This window comes from Mesorhizobium sp. XAP4 (genome assembly GCF_029269325.1).
Classification (GTDB): domain Bacteria; phylum Pseudomonadota; class Alphaproteobacteria; order Rhizobiales; family Rhizobiaceae; genus Mesorhizobium; species Mesorhizobium ciceri.
In genome coordinates this window covers 251,501-268,898 of the sequence record NZ_JARIXW010000007.1, presented here as the reverse complement: position 1 = coordinate 268,898, position 17,398 = coordinate 251,501, and the positions used below count along the sequence as shown (strand labels likewise).

Below are 17,398 nucleotides of genomic sequence, written 5' to 3'. Positions count from 1 at the left end.
CGGCTAACGCAGCAATCGATCCTACTGCGCCCAGAGCTCGCGGCGCAATTCGTGCCAGCTTTCCTTGTCTGGCGCGACAACCAGGCCGCCGCCGAGATGCGAGGGCAGATAGGCGCTGCCGTCGAAGCGCGCCGCATGGCCGCCGGCCTCGGCATGGATCAGCACGCCGGCCAGGTGGTCCCACGGCATCAGCTTGTTGTAGACGACGAAGTGGGCATGGCCGCTCGCCAGCAGGCGGTATTCGTGCGCGGCGCAGCGATAGGCGAACTGCGACAGGATCTTGGTCTGGTTGCGCGCCAGCCGTGTCCGTTCCGGCTCGGCCATATATTGCCAGGAGACAGAGCCGGTCATCTCCGAGATCGGCGCGGGTACCGCTACATGCACCTTCTCGATGCTGCCGTGCGCATGCCGGATATGGCTGCCGGCACCCCTGGCGCCAATCAGCCAGTCCTTGCCGACGGGATCGTGGATGATGCCGGCGACGGTCTCGCCCTTGACCACGACCGCCAGCATGACGCCGAACAGCGGCACGCCGGAGGCGAAATTGAAAGTACCGTCGACCGGGTCGATGACGAAGGCCAGATCGGCATCGCCCAACCCGTTTAAAAGCGCTGGATTGTCGGAACAGGCCTCCTCGCCGACGACCATCGCTGAGGGATACCGCTCGCGCAGCCGCGCGGTGATCAGCCGCTCGGCATTGACGTCGGCTTCGGTCACCAGGTCGGCGGCCGACGTCTTCTGCCTGACATCGCCATCGCCCAACCGGCGAAAGCGCGGCATGATCTCGGCCAGTGCCGCCTCGGCCAGAATGCCGGCCAGCCAGTCGATCGCGGTGTCGTCAAATGTCATCGGCTTGCCTTGTGGTGAGGGTCTCGTTGAGGGCAGCGAAATCGAACAGCTTTCTGTCGAGCAGATGCGATGGCCTGCTATTCGACAGCGCGCGCAGCATCGTATCCTTGCGGCCCGGCATGCGCTTTTCCAGGTCCTCGAGCATCGCCTTCATGGCGTTGCGCTGAAGACCTTCCTGGCTGCCGCAGAGATCGCAGGGAATGATCGGGAATCGCATGGCGGCAGCGAATTTTTCCAGATCGACCTCGGCGCAATAGCTCAAGGGCCGCAGCACCATGACGTCGCCTTCGTCATTGAGCAGTTTTGGCGGCATGGCGGCGAGACGCCCGCCATGGAAGAGGTTCATGAAGAAGGTTTCGAGAATGTCCTCGCGATGGTGGCCGAGCACCAGCGCCGAGCACCCCTCCTCGCGTGCAATGCGGTAGAGATGGCCGCGCCTGAGACGCGAGCAGAGCGAGCAATAGGTGCTGCCCGCCGGCAGCTTGTCGGTGACGACGGAATAGGTGTCCTGATATTCGATCCGGTGCGCAATGCCGTTGCTGTCGAGATAGTCCGGCAGGATATGTTTGGGGAAATTCGGCTGGCCCTGGTCGAGATTGCAGGCCAGAAGATCGACCGGCAAGAGCCCGCGCCATTTTAGGTCGAGCAGCACCGCGAGCAGGCCGTAGGAATCCTTGCCGCCCGATAGCGCTACGAGCCAGCGCTGGCCGGGCTTGACCATCGAGAAATCCTCGATCGCCTGCCGGGTCAGCCGCAGCAGCCGCTTGCGCAGTTTGTTGAACTCGACCGAGGACGGCACGTCGGCGAACAGCGGATGGAAACCGCCTTCGCTGTCGGCGACCGGTTCGAGCGTTTCAATGTCTGGAAGCATGTTCATGGCATGTCGCTTTCAATGGCCCAGAGCGCCGGATTAGCGGACATGACCGACAAAGAAAAGGCCGCCTCGACGGGCGGCCTTCGCAGGATGTCGCAGAACGCGCTCGTTTAGCGCGAATAGAATTCGACGACCAGGTTCGGTTCCATCTGCACGGCGAACGGAACATCCGCCAGGCCGGGGATGCGCGAGAAGGTCGCGACCATCTTGTTGTGATCGGCTTCGATGTAGTCCGGCACGTCGCGCTCGGCGAGACCGACCGCTTCCAGAACGATGACCAGCTGCTTGGACTTTTCGCGGATTTCGACGACATCGCCCGGCTTGCAGCGGTACGAGCCGATGTTGACGCGCTTGCCGTTGACGTTGACGTGACCGTGGTTGACGAACTGACGGGCGGCGAAAATGGTCGGCACGAACTTGGCGCGGTAGACGACCGCGTCGAGACGCGACTCGAGCAGGCCGATCAGGTTCTCCGAGGTGTCGCCCTTGCGGCGGTCAGCCTCTTCATAAACCTTGCGGAACTGCTTTTCCGAAACGTCGCCATAGTGCCCCTTCAGCTTCTGCTTGGCGCGCAGCTGCAGGCCGAAATCGGAAAGCTTGCCCTTGCGGCGCTGGCCATGCTGGCCGGGGCCGTATTCACGCTTGTTGACCGGGGACTTCGGGCGGCCCCAGATGTTTTCGCCGAGACGGCGGTCGATCTTGTACTTCGCGGATTCGCGCTTGCTCATCGCATTCCCTTTTCAAAACAACACACCCGGAACCTCATGGTCCGGGTGAAGGAAACGCGCCCTCCTCTGGCCTCCGTTTTCGAGACCTGACAGGGTTTTCCCACGCAACGCGGCGGAAAACCCACGGGACACGTCAGTTCAAACAAGATAGTAGAATTGGATTTCCACGCATCTTGCGCACATAAAGAAAACCACCGGGCATTGCGGCCCGGTGTTGGCGCGCTGATTAAACGGAGATTTAACCGGTGTCAAGCTTGTGGCTGGCGTAGGCCATGGCGACGATATAGCGTCTCTGGGTTGAGTACAGTGCCGGATGTGGCGGGAGGTTGCGCCAGCGGCATCAGGAAGGGACCGGAGCAGAGGAGCTACATTCGCATGAAGAAATTCTTCCTTACCCTGACAGGAGCCGCTGTGTTGGCGGGATCCATGGCGGTCATGACACCGGAGCCGGCTGAGGCCAGGCATTGGCAAGGGCACCGGCATCACCAGGCTTGCCGCATCGTGATCAAGAAGAAAATTATCTGGCGGCACGGCCACAAGAAGGTCATCCGCTACAAGATCAAGCAGTGCAGAGGGCGCTGGTAGGCTGCAATCCGGTCTCAGGCGGCCGACATCACTTCAAAGCCCGCGGTTTGGCCGCGGGCTTTCGATTCCGGCTCGTGTTCTTCGGCGTTTCCCTTGAACGGCGGACCGCACTCTAGTCTTTCGACTTCTTCTCCGGCAGGCCCTTGCGCTTCGTCTCGGCGAATTCCTCGAGCTGCTTTTCGCTCATCGATTCGTACATTCCCTTGGAAGCGCCCTGGAGTTCGCTCTTCTTGGTCTCGCCGCGCTTGGCCGACAGAGCCGCGCCGGCGGCTTTCTGCTGGGCTTTCGAGGTGGCTGGCATGGCTCTTTCTCCCGTTGGCATCAGGAAAAAAACGCAACGACTGCCGTGATGTTCCGCTTCGCAATCACGACATCGCCAACCCGAACCCCTGCATCAGGCGGCGGGTGGGGAAATCGGCTCTTTTCGATGTGAAGACGGCAAGGTCGGGCCCTTCAGGCAACATCTCGCCACGACCGCTCGGATCGATGTCGGCGAGAAGCGACAGCGCCCGGCGCGCGATCGCTTCGGCGGGGTCGAGCCAGTCGACCGGCCAAGGCGCCGTCTTGCGCATACGATTGGCCAGAAAGGGGTAGTGTGTGCAGGCGAGCACGACGATATCCGTACGCAGCGCATCACGTTCGACGAAGCATGGCGTGATCTCGGCGCGCACGGCCTCCTCATCGACGAAGCCCTCACGCATGTAGATCTCAGCCAGTCCCGCCAGCCTGTCGCTGCCGACCAGGCGGACATGGCATTTCTGCGCCCATTTGCTGATCAGGTCGCGCGTGTACTGGCGCTTGACGGTGCCAGGCGTCGCCAGCACCGAAACCAGCCCTGAGCGCGTGCGTTCCGCCGCCGGCTTGATCGCAGGCACCATGCCGACAAAAGGATGCTCGGGAAATCTGTCGCGCAGCGCGTCGATCACCAACGTCGAGGCGGTGTTACAGGCGATGACCGAAATGGCCGGCGCAAACCGCTCAAGCAGTTTGCCGAACAATTCAAGGATATGCACCCTCAGCGCCGGCTCTTCCCAGGCGCCATAGGGAAACGCAGCGTCGTCGGCGACATAGATGAAGCGGCGGTCGGGCATCAGCACGCGCGCCTCGCGCAGTACGGTGAGCCCGCCGATGCCCGAATCGAACATCAGGATCGGCCGCTCAGTCATTGTCGGTTCCTTTTCCGCCAAGCGGCGGTATGTCATCGTCCTTGCCGGCGCCGGCAAGGCGCGCCGCTTCCGCCTTGCGGGCCCGCGCGGCGGCCGCGGGCAAGCGTCGTGGATCATCGCCAGGGGACCCGTCGCCGCGCGGCATCGCCGGCGAAAACCTGTCGAGCGACGAGATGATGCCGCGCAGCACCTTCAGCTCCGGTTCGGCAAAACCGGCGCGCGTCAGCACCGCACGCAGATTGTCGATCATTTTCGGCTTCTTCGGTGCCGGCCGGAAATAGCCGCGCGCTTCCAGTGCGCCTTCGAGATAGGCGAACAGGCCGTGCAATTCCTCCTTGCTTGCCGGCTTCATGTCCGGGCCGGAAAAATTGGTCTTGGTCTCGTCTTCCAGGCCGGACTTCATCCATTCGTAGGACATCAGAAGCGCGGCCTGGGCGATGTTGAGCGACGAGAAATCGGGATCGACCGGGAACGTGACGATCTCGTCGGCAAGGCCGACCTCGTCATTGTAGAGGCCGAAGCGCTCGCGGCCGAACAGGATGCCGGTGCGCTGGCCCATTGCGTGACGGGTCCGAAGCATCCTGCCCGCCTCCACCGGCCCGCGCACGGATTTGAAGCCGTCGCGCTGCCTGGCCGTGGTGGCGAAGACGAAGTTCAGGTCGGCGAGCGCCGAGGCCAGATCGTCAAAGACGGTGACGGCGTCGATGACATGATCGGCGCGGCTCGCCGCCGCACGTGCCTTCTCGCTCGGCCAACCGTCACGCGGATTGACGAGGCGCAGCTCCGACAGACCGAAATTGGCCATGGCGCGCGCGACCATGCCGATGTTCTCGCCAAGCTGAGGCTCGACGAGGATGATCGCCGGGCCGGCGGTCGCAATGCTATCAGGATCTTTGGTGACGGGCATGATTGTCAATGAACTGCTGTTTGCGGCATTTCAGCGTCCCCTGCCATATTCGGCCGGGAAAATGAAGCATTCGCAAATGACGACGGCTCTGGCCTCCAATTCGTGACCGATCGCCGTTTGCGTGGCCAAAAGCGCTTTGATATACGGGCGACATCTCCCGGCCCAACGCCACGCGGGCAAGGCCGTCCCACATCCCAGCAACGAGGCATTCTTTCCATGGCGAAGATCAAGGTGGCGAACCCGGTCGTCGAGCTCGACGGCGACGAGATGACCCGCATCATCTGGCAGTTCATCAAGGACAAGCTGATCCACCCTTATCTCGACCTGAAACTCGAATATTACGACCTCGGCGTGGAACACCGCGACGCCACCAACGACCAGGTGACCATCGATTCGGCCAACGCCATCAAGAAATGGGGAGTCGGCGTGAAATGCGCGACGATCACGCCTGACGAGCAGCGCGTCGAGGAGTTCAAGCTGAAGAAGATGTGGAAGTCGCCGAACGGCACCATCCGCAACATCCTTGGCGGCACGATCTTCCGCGAGCCGATCATCATGAAGAACGTGCCGCGCCTGGTGCCCGGCTGGACCAAGCCGATCATCGTCGGCCGTCACGCTTTCGGTGACCAGTACCGCGCCACCGATTTCCGCTTTCCCGGCAAGGGCAAGCTGACGATCAAGTTCGTCGGCGAGGACGGCAAGGTGATCGAGCACGACGTGTATGATGCGCCCGGCGCCGGTGTCGCCATGGCCATGTACAATCTGGACGAGTCCATCCGCGAGTTTGCCCGCGCCTCGCTGAACTATGGCCTGCTGCGCAATTATCCGGTCTATCTGTCGACCAAGAACACCATCCTGAAGGCCTATGACGGCCGCTTCAAGGACATCTTCCAGGAAGTCTACGAGGCTGAATTCGAGGCCGAGTTCAAGGCGAAGAAGCTGTGGTACGAACACCGCCTGATCGACGACATGGTTGCCTCCGCCCTGAAATGGTCGGGCGGCTATGTCTGGGCCTGCAAGAACTATGACGGCGACGTCCAGTCCGACACGGTGGCCCAGGGTTTTGGCTCGCTCGGCCTGATGACCTCGGTGCTGATGACGCCGGACGGCAAGACGGTGGAAGCCGAAGCCGCGCACGGCACCGTTACCCGCCACTATCGCCAGCACCAGAAGGGCGAGGAAACCTCGACCAATTCGATCGCCTCGATCTTCGCCTGGACGCGGGGGCTCGCCCACCGCGCCAAGCTCGACGACAATGCCGAGCTGAAGCGCTTTGCCGACACGCTGGAAAAGGTCTGCATCCAGACGGTCGAGTCCGGCTTCATGACCAAGGACCTGTCGCTGCTGATCGGCCCCGACCAGCCCTGGCTGTCGACCACCGGTTTCCTCGACAAGATCGACGAGAATTTGCAGAAAGCGATGGCGTAGGCATGTCGTCCAAAGGCTTCGCTCGATATTGATCTCGTGCGCGACAGCACTAAGTTAACGACAAAGACTTGAGGCGTGTCGAAGTGCAAATCTGTCTTCCGTGGATGAGCTGGATTTGCGAAAATAGGTAGATGTAAATGGCTATGTGGTTCGATCAGCAAGAACGGCTAAAGAGTACCAAGGGCAAAGAGCTCTTGGACTCCATGCCGAAGTTTGAGGTGCAAGCTGCCAATGTCGCTCCCGCTCCGGCGGAGCTTGGAGGCAAGATCACGCTCGTCATCGAAGATGGCAAGCCCGTTGTGAAGATAAAAGAATAGAGCGTCGCCCGCATCGATCATAGCGTCAACACCACATCGTCGAGCAAGCCCATCGTCTACGGGGCGGACTATAGCGTCTATGTGCGCATCGTCCGCCTCGTGCTTGAGGAAAAAGGCATCGACTACGAGCTTGTGCCGGTCGATGTCTTTGCCGCCGAGGGCGTTCCCGCCTGGTATTTCGAGCATCATCCGTTCGGCCGCATCCCGGCCTTCGCGCATGACGGGTTTCGGCTGTTCGAGACCAATGCGATCGCCCGCTATATCGACGAAGCCTTCGACGGGCCGGCGCTGCAGCCTGCCGATGCGCGCATCCGCGCAACCATGAACCTGATCATCGGCTTGCTCGATGCCTATGCCTACAGGTCGATGGTCTGGGATGTCGCCGTCGAGCGGCTGGAGAAGGCTCAGCCGGATGAGGCGTTGATCGCCGGCGGCCTTGCTCAGGCGAGCAAAGCGCTTCGGACGCTGTCCGCGCTGAAAGCGCCGGGACCGTGGCTGCTGGGCGGCCAGCTGACGCTGGCCGACCTGCATGCCGCACCGATCATCGGTTATTTCGTCAAGGTCGCCGAGGGGCGAAATCTGCTGGCCGAGTTCCCTGATATCCGGGACTGGTATGCGCGCATTGCGGCTCGGCCTAGCTTCGTGCGGACTGAAAAAATCGGCTGATAAGTGACGTCCGCTGTCCCTCCAACCGTTGCTTTAAATTCAGTCCACTCGCCTACGCCGCTTCGAGTGCCGCCCTTACCGCAGCAATCGCATCATCGGCCTTGGAAGCGTCGGGGCCGCCGGCCTGGGCCATGTCGGGCCGTCCGCCGCCGCCCTGCCCGCCGAGTGCCGCCGAGGCCACTCGGACAAGGTCGACGGCGCTGAAGCGGCCGACGAGATCGTCGGTGACGGCCACCACGACGCTTGCCTTGTTGTCTTCGCCGGCGCCGACGAAGACGACGACGCCGGAGCCGAGCGACGTCTTGCCGGCATCGGCCAGCGGCTTCAGGTCCTTCGGTGAGACACCTGAGACCGTCTTGCCGAGGAAGCCGACACCGGCGACCGTCTCATTGGCGGCTGGAGCATCGGCAGACGATCCGCCGCCCAATGCCAGCTTCTTGCGCGCTTCGGTCAGTTCCTTTTCGAGCTTCTTGCGCTCTTCGAGCAGCGTCTCGACGCGCGCCGGTACATCGGCCGGCGAAATCTTCAACACGGCTGCCGTCGCCTTCAAACGCCTGTCCTGCTCGTCGAGATGTTTGCGCGCGGCTTCGCCCGTCAATGCCTCGATGCGGCGCACGCCGGCGGCGACCGCGCTGTCCGATACGACACGCACGAGGCCGATATCGCCGGTCGCCCGGACATGGGTGCCACCGCAGAGCTCGACCGAATAGGGCCGGTTCGCCTTGGCGCCGTGCAGGCCGGTGCCCATCGACACGACGCGCACTTCGTCGCCGTACTTTTCGCCAAACAGCGCCATGGCGCCCTCGGCGATGGCATCGTCGACCGACATCAGGCGCGTGGTCACCGGGCCGTTCTGGACGACGATCTCGTTGGCCATGCGCTCGACCTCTTCGAGGTCTTCGGCCGAAATCGGCTTGTTGTGCGAGATGTCAAAGCGCAGGCGCTCGGGCGCGACCAGCGAGCCCTTCTGTGCGACATGGCTGCCCAGCACTTCGCGCAGCGCCTCATGGATCAGATGCGTCGCGGAATGGTTGGCGCGCAGCCTCGAGCGCCTTGCATGATCGACCTTCAGCTCGACAGCCGCGCCCGTCTTGACGGTGCCGCTGGCCACCTTGCCGATATGCACGAACAGCCCGTCGGCCTTCTTCTGCGTATCCGAAACCTCGATCGAGAACCCCTCGCCGGAGATGACGCCGGTGTCGCCCATCTGGCCGCCGGACTCGGCATAGAACGGCGTCTGGTTGACGACGATCGCCACCGCGTCGCCCTTGCCGGCGCCGTCGACAGCCTTGCCGTCCCGGACAAGCGCCTGGATGATGCCTTCCGCAGCTTCAGTCTCATAGCCGAGGAACTCGGTGGCGCCGGCCTTCTCGCGCACCGAGAACCAGATGGTCTCGGTGGCGGCGTCGCCGGACCCGGCCCAATGCTTGCGCGCCTCGGCCTTCTGCTGCTCCATCGCGTTGGTGAAGCCGGCAATATCGACCGAGATGCTGCGCTGGCGCAGTGCGTCCTGCGTCAGGTCGAGCGGGAAGCCATAGGTGTCGTAGAGCTTGAAGGCCGTCTCGCCATCCAGCATGTCGCCGGCATGCAGCGTTTCGGTCGCCTCGGAAAGCAGGCCGAGGCCGCGCACCAGCGTCTTGCGAAACCTGGTCTCCTCGAGCTTCAGCGTCTCGGTGATCAATTGTTCGCCGCGCAGCAGTTCCGGATAGGCCTGGCCCATTTCGCGCACCAGCGCCGGCACCAGCTTCCACATCAGCGGTTCGTTGGCACCGAGCAGCTGTGCATGGCGCATGGCGCGGCGCATGATGCGGCGCAGGACGTAGCCCCTGCCTTCGTTCGAGGGCAGCACGCCATCGGCGACCAGGAAGGAGGACGAGCGCAGATGATCGGCAATGACCCGGTAGGAGGCGACCGTCTCCTTGTCGGGACCATGCCCGATCGCGGACGAGGCCGCGTCGATCAGGTGACGGAACAGATCGGTCTCGAAGACGCTTTCCACCCCTTGCAGGATGGACGCCATGCGCTCCAGGCCCATGCCGGTGTCGATCGAGGGGCGCGGCAGGTCGATGCGCTCCTCCTTCGTCACCTGTTCATACTGCATGAACACCAGGTTCCAGAATTCCAGGAAACGGTCGCCATCCTCCTCCGGGCTGCCGGGAGGGCCGCCCCAGATGTGCTCGCCGCGGTCGATGAAGATCTCCGAGCACGGCCCGCAGGGTCCGGTGTCGCCCATCGCCCAGAAATTGTCCGAGGTCGCGATGCGAATGATGCGGTCGTCGGAAAAACCGGCGATCTTCTTCCAGAAGCCGGCCGCCTCGTCATCCGTGTGATAGACGGTGACCAGCAGCTTGTCCTTGCTCAGCCCGAATTCCCTGGTGATCAGGTTCCAGGCAAGCTCGATGGCGCGCTCCTTGAAATAGTCGCCGAAGGAGAAGTTGCCGAGCATCTCGAAGAAGGTCAGATGACGCGCGGTGTAGCCGACATTGTCGAGATCGTTGTGCTTGCCGCCGGCGCGAACGCTCTTCTGGGCGGTCGAGGCGCGCGAATAGGGCCGCTTCTCCAGGCCGGTGAAGACGTTCTTGAACTGTACCATGCCGGCGTTGGTGAACATCAGCGTCGGGTCGTTGCGCGGCACCAGCGGACTCGACGCGACGATCTCGTGACCCTCCTTGCGGAAGTAGTCGAGAAATGTCGACCGGATTTCGTTCACGCCACTCATGAATGCTGCCTTTTCGGAAGGGCCGCCGGCAAACCGGCGGAAATGGGCTCTGCGTTTTAGAAGATTAGGACTTGGCCTTTTAGCCGCCGCGCTTCACCCTGTCCAGAAACACGGAATTGGTCCAATCCACGGCCTTTGCCGGCCGTTCGAACCGGCCTGTTTTCGCCGCCGAAACGCAAAACCGCCGGCACTGGGCCGGCGGTTTCAAAACGCATTAACGCGGAACTCGATTACTTAAGCCCGAGATAATAGAATGCGATTATGGCCGAACTCCGGCCGACCTCGCGAGTTGTCACATCGCGCCGGATTCCTCCTCGAACCCGTCGTCGCCACCTTCGGAGCCGCCATTCTCAAGGAACTTTTCGGCGATCAGCCCGGCATTCTGTCGGAGCGCCAGCTCGATCTCGCGTGCGGTGTCGGGATTGTCGCGCAGGAACAGTTTGGCATTCTCGCGGCCTTGGCCGAGACGCTGCGAATTGTAGGAGAACCAGGCGCCCGACTTCTCGACCACGCCGGCCTTGACGCCGAGATCGACCAGTTCGCCGGTCTTGGACACGCCTTCACCATACATGATGTCGAACTCGACCACCTTGAAGGGCGGCGCCAGCTTGTTCTTGACCACCTTGACGCGGGTCTGGTTGCCGACGACTTCGTCGCGGTCCTTGACCGAGCCGATGCGGCGGATGTCGAGGCGCACCGATGCGTAGAATTTCAGCGCGTTGCCGCCGGTCGTCGTCTCGGGCGAACCGAACATGACGCCGATCTTCATGCGGATCTGGTTGATGAAGATGACCATGGTGTTGGAGCGCGAGATCGAGGCGGTCAGCTTGCGCAGCGCCTGGCTCATCAGGCGGGCCTGCAGGCCGGGCAGCGAATCACCCATCTCGCCTTCGATTTCGGCACGTGGCGTCAGCGCCGCGACCGAATCGACCACCAGCACGTCGATGGCGCCGGAGCGCACCAGCGTGTCGCAGATTTCCAGCGCCTGCTCACCGGTGTCGGGCTGCGAAATCAGCAGGTTTTCGAGATCGACGCCAAGCTTGCGGGCATAGACCGGATCAAGCGCGTGCTCGGCATCGACGAAAGCGCAGATGCCGCCCTTCTTCTGGGCTTCGGCCACGGTGTGCAGGGCCAGCGTCGTCTTGCCCGAGCTTTCCGGCCCGTAGATCTCGATGATGCGGCCGCGCGGCAGGCCACCGACGCCAAGCGCGATGTCGAGGCCAAGCGAGCCGGTCGGCACCGTTTCGATCTCGACGACCTGCTCGTTGGCGCCGAGCCGCATGATCGAGCCCTTGCCGAAAGCCCGCTCGATCTGCGACAGCGCCGCATCCAGAGCCTTTGATTTGTCCACTGCCTTGTCCTCTACCAGCCGCAAAGAATTCTGAGCCATGATACATCACCCCTTGGTCGTCAATGAAGGCCGGACAATCCGTAATCCCTGCCTATTTGTACCTTTTTTGTTCTCATTTGGCAAGAGGGATCAAATATCTGTTTTTTTGTCCAAGGATTCGATCAGGGATGCACCGCACGTTGGGCCAGACGGCCGGTTGTTTCGATCTGCCGAATCGCCGCCTTGCATGCGAAGCTCCGTCGCACAGCCTAGCGCTTGTGCGGCTGGAATAACAAAGGTCATATCGCCGGCATGCTGAAATCCGCGAAAATACTGGCCGTAGGCGGCGCCCATATCGACCGGCGGGGCCAGGTGTCCGGCGCTTACGTGCCCGCCGCCTCCAATCCGGGCACAATGCGCGAGGATGTCGGCGGCGGCGTCTTCAACGCTTTGCGCAGTGCCGTACGGCGCGGCGTCTCCGCGTCGCTGATGTCGGTGCGCGGCGGCGATGCCGCAGCCGACACGGTTTCGCGGGCCATTGCCGGGGCAGGCATTGCCGACCTGTCGGCGGTCTTCCTCGACCGCACGACGCCGAGCTACACGGCGCTGATCGACAGCGAGGGCGAACTGATCGTCGGCTTTGCCGACATGGCGCTCTATGATTTGGCGTTTCCCAAGCAGATTAGGCGCTCCAAGGTGCGGGAGGTGATCGCTGCCGCCGACGCGATCCTGTGCGACGCCAACCTGCCCTCTTCGGCGCTGGAACGGCTGGTCGCGCTCGCCGCGGGCAAGCCGGTTTTCGCGATTGCCATTTCGCCGGCCAAGGTGGTGCGGTTGCTACCGGTGCTGAAGGAGCTTTCGCTGGTCTTCATGAACCGGCGCGAGACCATGGCGCTGGCCGGCGTCGCCGCGAATGCCACGGAGCGCGAGGTCGTCGACGGGTTGCGATGCAGCGGCCTCGTCAGCGGCGTGGTGACGGCAGGCGGCGGGCCCATGCTGGGCTTCGATGAAGCCGGCGCCTTCTCGATCCAGCCGCCGCCACCAAGAAAAGTCGCCGACGTCACCGGCGCCGGCGATGCGCTGGCGGGCGCAACGGTCGCTGCCTTGCTGCGAGGACTGCCGTTGCGGGCAGCTCTGCGCGAAGGCATTGCCGGGGCGACGCTTGCCATCGAAAGCGCCGCCGCCGTTCCGGAGTTCACCGCGGCGAGCTTCGCGGAAGCGTTGGCTCTTGTGCCGGATGCCAGGGAAATGGCATGAGACCGGCGAATTCATAGTGCCGCGATGTTGCCGAGCGTCCGACGGACGCGCCGCATTCCGGATAGGAGACCTTGATGACCCCTGAGACCGCCCGCCCCTTCATCGACATCCACGCGCCGGTGGCGCAGGCCCTGGCCGACGGCCGGCCGGTGGTGGCGCTGGAAAGCACCATCATCACCCATGGCATGCCCTACCCCGACAATGGCGCCATGGCGGCCGATGTCGAAAAGATCATCAGCGATGGCGGCGCCGTGCCGGCGACGATCGCCGTGGTTGGCGGCCGCATCAAGATCGGGCTTTCGGACGGCGAGCGCGAATCGCTGGCGATGACGGGCGACGCGATGAAGCTGTCGCGCGCCGATCTCGGTTTTGCCGTGGCGCAAGGGCGCACCGGTGGCACCACGGTCGCCGCCACCATGATCGCGGCGCATATGGTCGGCATAAAAGTGTTCGCCACCGGCGGTATCGGCGGTGTGCACAAGGGCGCCGAAAAGAGCTTTGACATTTCCGCCGATCTCGACGAGCTGGCGCGCACCCCGGTGATTGTCGTCTCGGCCGGCGCCAAGGCCATCCTCGACATCGAAAAGACGCTGGAAGTGCTGGAGACGCGCGGCGTGCCGGTGATCGGCCATGGCTGCGAGACGATGCCGGCCTTCTGGTCCAGGCAATCGCCGTTCCGCGCGCCACTGACCTTGCACGAGCCGGAAGAGATCGCGCATTTCTACCAGACGAGGGCGGCACTAGGACTCGCCGGCGGCATGCTGATTGCCAATCCTGTGCCGGAAAACCAGGAAATCCCGGCTGCGGAGATGGCGGGCTATATCGACGCCGCGCAGAAGGCCGCCGAGGCACAACATGTCACCGGCAAGGCGGTGACGCCATTCCTGCTGGGAAAGATCCTCGAACTGACCGGCGGCAGGAGCCTGAAGACCAACATCGCGCTGGTGGAAAACAATGCACGGCTGGCGGCGAGGATAGCCAGGGCTCTGTAGGGTGGGATAGGCGTTCGGCAATGCACGGCTAAACGCAACCGCCGCGTTCCTTCTCGCGCCCCCCTCTGTCCTGCCGGACATCTGGGGGAGATTGGAAGCTTCGGCGCTCCGTTCATTCCTTCACCATCGAAAGATTGGCGAAGGTCGCGATGACGTCCGATCTCCCCCTTGAGGGGGAGATGTCCGGCAGGACAGATGGGGGGTTAACTCGCGCCAGCGCCCCAAGGCTGGCATCACTTCCCCGCCCGCCGCCCCGCCTCATAGGCCCGCCGTGCCCAGACCGTCATCTCGTCGGGATCATCGAAAGCGCTGTCGGGAACGCTCCAGTAGGGCATGGCGACCAGCTTGCCGTGGCGCGAGCCGGTATAGGTCCATTGCGTGCAGCCGGCGGCCTCGAACTCGGGCGCGCTTTGCTCGTCGGCTTTCAACAGCAATTCGCCACGCAGCACGATGGCGACGATGACGCCGTCGAAATAGATGCCCTTGCCGCCGAACAGTTTGCGGATGCTGACAGGGCCGAGACCCTCGAACAGTTCGGCGATGCGTTCATTGTCCATGCCGCGATCATGTCACCGGCATCTGGCCTTGTCATCGCCGCAACCAAAATCATGCTGACAGGTTGAGAGAGGTATCGGAGTTTTCCCGCCATGCCGCTTCTGCTGAAAGGGTCCTGTCGCTGCAATGCCGTGCGTTTCGAGGTGGAAAGCCACACGCCGGCGCCGTTCATGCTGTGCTACTGCTCCATCTGCCGCAAGCAGCAAGGCGGCGGCGGCTTCGCCATCAATCTCGGTGCCGACAACGAGACACTGAACATCAGGGGCAAGCGCAGCCTCGGCGTCTTTCGGGCGGAGATCGAGGACGACGAGCATCCGCATTGCGAAATCTCAACCGGCGAGCGCAATTTCTGCAAGAAATGCGGCTCAGCCCTTTGGCTCTACGATCCGACATGGCCGGAACTGGTGCACCCCTTCGCCTCAGCGATCGACAGCGATTTACCCATTCCGCCGAGCCGAGTGCACCTGATGCTGAAATACAAAGCGAACTGGGTGGAACCGGTGGTTGGCAAGCACGACAAGGTCTTCGACGTCTATCCCGAGGAATCGATCGCCGATTGGCACAAGCGGACGGGCATGTGGGTGGAGTGAGTTTCTTCGCCCCGTTTACGGGGAGGTGAGGAGTGATCCGCGCACCGAACGAAAAGCCAATTGCTTGGATTTTCTAACGACGTACGCCGGCAGGCTGGGCGGAGCTAACTCTGGAGAGGCTGGCGCTGCCCCTCATCCGTCACTTCGTGACACTTTCTCCGCGTAAACGGGGCGAAGGAAAAAATCAGGCCGAAGCGCGTGCCTCTGCCAGTGCCTTCAGGTCGGCCGGCTTCAGTTCGACGGATTCGCCGCAGCCGCAGGCCGAGCTCTGGTTCGGGTTGTGGAAGGTGAAGCCGGTGCGCAGCGTCGTCTGCTCGAAATCCATCTCGGTGCCGAACAGGAATAGCGCAGCCTCGGGCGCGACATAGACATGCGCGCCGTCGCGCTCGATATGGTCGTCCTTGGTGTTGGGCTCGGTCACCAGATCGACCGTATATTCCATGCCGGCGCAGCCGCCCTTCTTGATGCCGAGGCGGATGCCATGCGCGTTGTCGCGGGTGGCGACGATCTCGCGCACCCGGTCGGCGGCCTTTTCGGTCATGGTGATGACGGCGAAGCGTCCCATTCTTTTTCCTTCCATTCCATGCAGGTTCAAGGCCTGCCGAATGATTCCTCACCTAAAATGGTGAAGTTTTATCCATGGCGCAAGTGCACCAGCCTCTGTCGGGCTAGTACCAACCCACCGCCACCTGCGCCTCTTCCGACATGCGGTCGGCCGACCAGGGCGGGTCGAAGGTCATGTTGACCTCGACGCCGGACACGCCTTCGACGGCGCCGACGGCATTTTCGACCCAGCCGGGCATTTCGCCGGCAACAGGGCAGCCGGGAGCGGTCAGCGTCATGTCGATCTTGACCGAGCGATTGTCCTCGATGTCGATCTTGTAGATGAGGCCGAGCTCGTAGATATCGGCCGGGATTTCCGGATCGTAGACCGTCTTCAGCGCCGATACGATGTCGTCGGTCAACCGCGCCAGTTCGTCGGCTGGGATGGCCGATCCCGAAACCAGCGCATTGGGCGCGGTTTCCGGAGTGGTCTCGGCAGCGATGCTTGCATCATCCATGGTCGTCACCCAAAAAAATCGTCATCCGAAGAATTTGCGCGCTTTTTCAAGCGCCTCGGCCAAAGCGTCGACTTCGGCCCTGGTATTATACATGCCGAACGATGCCCTGCATGTGGAGGTTACGCCGAAACGTTTCAACAGCGGCTGGGCGCAATGGGTGCCCGCGCGGACTGCAACGCCCTGCCTGTCTATCACCATCGACACGTCGTGCGCATGAATGCCTTGCAGTTCGAACGAGATGATGGCTCCCTTGCCGGGCGCATCGCCGAAGATGCGCAGCGAATTGATGGCGCGCAGCCGCTCATGCGCATAGTTCTTAAGGTCTTCCTCATGCGCGGCGATGCGCTCGCGGCCGATCGTTTCCATATAGTCGAGCGCGGCACCCAGTCCGATCGCCTGCACGATCGGCGGCGTGCCGGCTTCGAAACGATGCGGCGGCTCGTTGTAGGTGACGATGTCTTCCGTCACCTCCTCGATCATCTCGCCACCGCCCATGAAGGGGCGCATGCCCTGGAGAATGTCCTTCTTGCCGTAGAGCACGCCGATGCCCGAAGGGCCATAAACCTTGTGCCCGGTGAAGACGAAGAAGTCGCAGTCGAGATCCTGCACATCGATCGGCATATGCACGGCGCTCTGGCTGCCGTCGACGAGGACGGGAATTCCACGCGCATGCGCGATGCGCACGATTTCCTTGATCGGCGTCACCGTGCCCAGCGCATTCGACATCTGCGTGACGGCGACCAGTTTGGTGCGGTCGGTCAGCCGTTTTTCGAATTCCTCGATGTGGAAGACGCCGAGATCGTCGACCGGCACCCAGACCAGCTTGGCGCCCTGCCGCTCGCGGATAAAATGCCAAGGAACGATGTTGGAGTGGTGCTCCATGATCGACAGCACGATCTCGTCGCCCTCGCCGATGTTGGGCATGCCATAGCCATAGGCCACGGTGTTGATGGCCGAGGTCGTGTTCGAGGTGAAGATGATGTTGTCGGTGCTTGGCGCGTTGAGGAAACGGCGTACCGTTTCGCGCGCCTTTTCGTAGGCGTCGGTCGCGGCATTGGACAGGAAATGCAGGCCACGATGGACGTTGGCATATTCCTGGCTGTAGGCGTGCTGGACGGCGTCGAGCACCACCTGCGGCTTCTGTGCCGAGGCGCCATTGTCGAGATAGACCAGCTTCTTGCCATAGACTTCCCGCGACAGGATCGGGAAATCGCGGCGGATCGCTTCGACGTCGTAGGGAATGTTTTCGAGTTTCTGGTCCATTTCAAAGTCCTTGCCGGCCAAGGCCGAGATCCTTCCAACACCCCTCATCCGACCGAGCTTCGCTCGGCCACCTTCTCCCACAAGGGGAGAAGGTCTAGCGCTTTACCTTCT

The 17,398-nt window shown here is 62.6% G+C and carries 19 protein-coding genes; 7 read left to right on the top strand and 12 right to left on the bottom strand.

Annotation, left to right across the window (positions count from 1 at the left end; genetic code table 11):
• Window positions 1–21: 21 nt before the first annotated feature.
• From P3C39_RS27535 to rpsD, 3 genes are all read right to left on the bottom strand, one after another.
• The gene (locus P3C39_RS27535) at window positions 22–849 is read right to left on the bottom strand and encodes an inositol monophosphatase family protein (protein WP_275954658.1); all 828 of its coding nucleotides are present in this window, start codon (window positions 847–849) and stop codon (window positions 22–24) included.
• Window positions 839–1,726: a tRNA 2-thiocytidine(32) synthetase TtcA gene (gene ttcA / locus P3C39_RS27530; protein WP_027162370.1), complete on the bottom strand. Its 888-nt coding sequence runs from the start codon at window positions 1,724–1,726 to the stop codon at window positions 839–841. The genes P3C39_RS27535 and ttcA overlap by 11 nt, the downstream gene beginning before the upstream one ends.
• A gap of 107 nt (window positions 1,727–1,833) precedes the next feature.
• Window positions 1,834–2,451, bottom strand: coding sequence for a 30S ribosomal protein S4 (gene rpsD, locus P3C39_RS27525; RefSeq protein WP_013532142.1), 618 nt, complete (start codon window positions 2,449–2,451; stop codon window positions 1,834–1,836).
• Window positions 2,452–2,826: 375 nt separating this feature from the next.
• Between rpsD and P3C39_RS27520 the strand changes: the two genes are divergently transcribed.
• A complete protein-coding gene (locus tag P3C39_RS27520; RefSeq protein WP_013532143.1) occupies window positions 2,827–3,036 on the top strand; it encodes a hypothetical protein in 210 nt (69 codons plus the stop codon).
• A 112-nt stretch (window positions 3,037–3,148) separates the two neighbouring features.
• Here the strand turns inward: P3C39_RS27520 and P3C39_RS27515 are convergent, their stop codons facing one another.
• The 3 genes from P3C39_RS27515 to P3C39_RS27505 all read right to left on the bottom strand — a co-directional run bounded on the left by P3C39_RS27515 (window position 3,149) and on the right by P3C39_RS27505 (window position 5,109).
• Window positions 3,149–3,337, bottom strand: coding sequence for a DUF3008 family protein (locus tag P3C39_RS27515; RefSeq protein WP_023810328.1), 189 nt, complete (start codon window positions 3,335–3,337; stop codon window positions 3,149–3,151).
• Window positions 3,338–3,401: 64 nt separating this feature from the next.
• Window positions 3,402–4,202 carry a glutamate racemase gene (murI, locus tag P3C39_RS27510; protein ID WP_013532145.1) on the bottom strand — a complete coding sequence of 267 codons (801 nt, stop codon included), beginning with the start codon at window positions 4,200–4,202 and terminating at the stop codon, window positions 3,402–3,404.
• A complete protein-coding gene (locus P3C39_RS27505) occupies window positions 4,195–5,109 on the bottom strand; it encodes an RNA methyltransferase (RefSeq protein ID WP_275954659.1) in 915 nt (304 codons plus the stop codon). Before P3C39_RS27505 ends, murI begins: the two co-directional genes overlap by 8 nt.
• A 216-nt stretch (window positions 5,110–5,325) precedes the next feature.
• Between P3C39_RS27505 and P3C39_RS27500 the strand changes: the two genes are divergently transcribed.
• The 3 genes from P3C39_RS27500 to P3C39_RS27490 all read left to right on the top strand — a co-directional run bounded on the left by P3C39_RS27500 (window position 5,326) and on the right by P3C39_RS27490 (window position 7,520).
• A complete protein-coding gene (locus tag P3C39_RS27500) occupies window positions 5,326–6,537 on the top strand; it encodes an NADP-dependent isocitrate dehydrogenase (RefSeq protein WP_275954660.1) in 1,212 nt (403 codons plus the stop codon).
• 137 nt (window positions 6,538–6,674) lie between these two features.
• Entirely contained in the window at window positions 6,675–6,854 is a 180-nt protein-coding gene (locus P3C39_RS27495) for a hypothetical protein (RefSeq protein ID WP_027162373.1), read from the top strand.
• Between the two features lie 12 nt (window positions 6,855–6,866).
• Entirely contained in the window at window positions 6,867–7,520 is a 654-nt protein-coding gene (locus P3C39_RS27490) for a glutathione S-transferase family protein (RefSeq protein ID WP_027162374.1), read from the top strand.
• A gap of 52 nt (window positions 7,521–7,572) precedes the next feature.
• Here the strand turns inward: P3C39_RS27490 and alaS are convergent, their stop codons facing one another.
• Window positions 7,573–10,239: an alanine--tRNA ligase gene (gene alaS, locus P3C39_RS27485; RefSeq protein WP_027162375.1), complete on the bottom strand. Its 2,667-nt coding sequence runs from the start codon at window positions 10,237–10,239 to the stop codon at window positions 7,573–7,575.
• A 292-nt stretch (window positions 10,240–10,531) separates the two neighbouring features.
• Window positions 10,532–11,629, bottom strand: coding sequence for a recombinase RecA (recA, locus tag P3C39_RS27480; RefSeq protein ID WP_013532151.1), 1,098 nt, complete (start codon window positions 11,627–11,629; stop codon window positions 10,532–10,534).
• Window positions 11,630–11,881: 252 nt separating this feature from the next.
• Here recA and P3C39_RS27475 point away from each other — a divergent pair, with 252 nt between their 5' ends.
• Together P3C39_RS27475 and P3C39_RS27470 are read left to right on the top strand one after the other, a co-directional pair.
• Window positions 11,882–12,826 (top strand): carbohydrate kinase family protein, encoded by a 945-nt coding sequence (locus tag P3C39_RS27475; RefSeq protein ID WP_275954661.1) that lies wholly within the window; start codon window positions 11,882–11,884, stop codon window positions 12,824–12,826.
• A 74-nt stretch (window positions 12,827–12,900) separates the two neighbouring features.
• Entirely contained in the window at window positions 12,901–13,818 is a 918-nt protein-coding gene (locus P3C39_RS27470) for a pseudouridine-5'-phosphate glycosidase (protein ID WP_064995407.1), read from the top strand.
• A gap of 233 nt (window positions 13,819–14,051) precedes the next feature.
• On the opposite strand, the gene P3C39_RS27465 is transcribed toward P3C39_RS27470, so the two are convergent.
• A complete protein-coding gene (locus P3C39_RS27465) occupies window positions 14,052–14,375 on the bottom strand; it encodes a TfoX/Sxy family protein (protein ID WP_024504570.1) in 324 nt (107 codons plus the stop codon).
• Window positions 14,376–14,465: 90 nt separating this feature from the next.
• Here P3C39_RS27465 and P3C39_RS27460 point away from each other — a divergent pair, with 90 nt between their 5' ends.
• Window positions 14,466–14,963, top strand: coding sequence for a GFA family protein (locus P3C39_RS27460; protein WP_024504571.1), 498 nt, complete (start codon window positions 14,466–14,468; stop codon window positions 14,961–14,963).
• A gap of 184 nt (window positions 14,964–15,147) precedes the next feature.
• Here P3C39_RS27460 and sufA read toward each other — a convergent pair whose 3' ends face one another.
• The 3 genes from sufA to P3C39_RS27445 all read right to left on the bottom strand — a co-directional run bounded on the left by sufA (window position 15,148) and on the right by P3C39_RS27445 (window position 17,287).
• Window positions 15,148–15,528, bottom strand: a complete 381-nt coding sequence (sufA, locus tag P3C39_RS27455; protein ID WP_013532156.1) for a Fe-S cluster assembly scaffold SufA — start codon at window positions 15,526–15,528, stop codon at window positions 15,148–15,150.
• A 103-nt stretch (window positions 15,529–15,631) separates the two neighbouring features.
• On the bottom strand, window positions 15,632–16,024 hold the full coding sequence (locus P3C39_RS27450; protein ID WP_013532157.1) for an SUF system Fe-S cluster assembly protein: 393 nt from the start codon (window positions 16,022–16,024) through the stop codon (window positions 15,632–15,634).
• Window positions 16,025–16,045: 21 nt separating this feature from the next.
• Window positions 16,046–17,287: a cysteine desulfurase gene (locus tag P3C39_RS27445; protein WP_064995408.1), complete on the bottom strand. Its 1,242-nt coding sequence runs from the start codon at window positions 17,285–17,287 to the stop codon at window positions 16,046–16,048.
• Window positions 17,288–17,398: the final 111 nt, after the last annotated feature.

Bases quoted from the DNA above. Each gene is read 5' to 3' on its own strand.
- P3C39_RS27535 (WP_275954658.1), bottom strand. From the start codon at position 849: ATGACATTTGACGACACCGCGATCGACTGGCTGGCCGGCATTCTGGCC.
- ttcA (WP_027162370.1), bottom strand. From the start codon at position 1,726: ATGAACATGCTTCCAGACATTGAAACGCTCGAACCGGTCGCCGACAGC.
- rpsD (WP_013532142.1), bottom strand. From the start codon at position 2,451: ATGAGCAAGCGCGAATCCGCGAAGTACAAGATCGACCGCCGTCTCGGC.
- P3C39_RS27520 (WP_013532143.1), top strand. From the start codon at position 2,827: ATGAAGAAATTCTTCCTTACCCTGACAGGAGCCGCTGTGTTGGCGGGA.
- P3C39_RS27515 (WP_023810328.1), bottom strand. From the start codon at position 3,337: ATGCCAGCCACCTCGAAAGCCCAGCAGAAAGCCGCCGGCGCGGCTCTG.
- murI (WP_013532145.1), bottom strand. From the start codon at position 4,202: ATGACTGAGCGGCCGATCCTGATGTTCGATTCGGGCATCGGCGGGCTC.
- P3C39_RS27505 (WP_275954659.1), bottom strand. From the start codon at position 5,109: ATGCCCGTCACCAAAGATCCTGATAGCATTGCGACCGCCGGCCCGGCG.
- P3C39_RS27500 (WP_275954660.1), top strand. From the start codon at position 5,326: ATGGCGAAGATCAAGGTGGCGAACCCGGTCGTCGAGCTCGACGGCGAC.
- P3C39_RS27495 (WP_027162373.1), top strand. From the start codon at position 6,675: ATGGCTATGTGGTTCGATCAGCAAGAACGGCTAAAGAGTACCAAGGGC.
- alaS (WP_027162375.1), bottom strand. From the start codon at position 10,239: ATGAGTGGCGTGAACGAAATCCGGTCGACATTTCTCGACTACTTCCGC.
- recA (WP_013532151.1), bottom strand. From the start codon at position 11,629: ATGGCTCAGAATTCTTTGCGGCTGGTAGAGGACAAGGCAGTGGACAAA.
- P3C39_RS27475 (WP_275954661.1), top strand. From the start codon at position 11,882: ATGCTGAAATCCGCGAAAATACTGGCCGTAGGCGGCGCCCATATCGAC.
- P3C39_RS27470 (WP_064995407.1), top strand. From the start codon at position 12,901: ATGACCCCTGAGACCGCCCGCCCCTTCATCGACATCCACGCGCCGGTG.
- P3C39_RS27465 (WP_024504570.1), bottom strand. From the start codon at position 14,375: ATGGACAATGAACGCATCGCCGAACTGTTCGAGGGTCTCGGCCCTGTC.
- P3C39_RS27460 (WP_024504571.1), top strand. From the start codon at position 14,466: ATGCCGCTTCTGCTGAAAGGGTCCTGTCGCTGCAATGCCGTGCGTTTC.
- sufA (WP_013532156.1), bottom strand. From the start codon at position 15,528: ATGGGACGCTTCGCCGTCATCACCATGACCGAAAAGGCCGCCGACCGG.
- P3C39_RS27450 (WP_013532157.1), bottom strand. From the start codon at position 16,024: ATGGATGATGCAAGCATCGCTGCCGAGACCACTCCGGAAACCGCGCCC.
- P3C39_RS27445 (WP_064995408.1), bottom strand. From the start codon at position 17,287: ATGGACCAGAAACTCGAAAACATTCCCTACGACGTCGAAGCGATCCGC.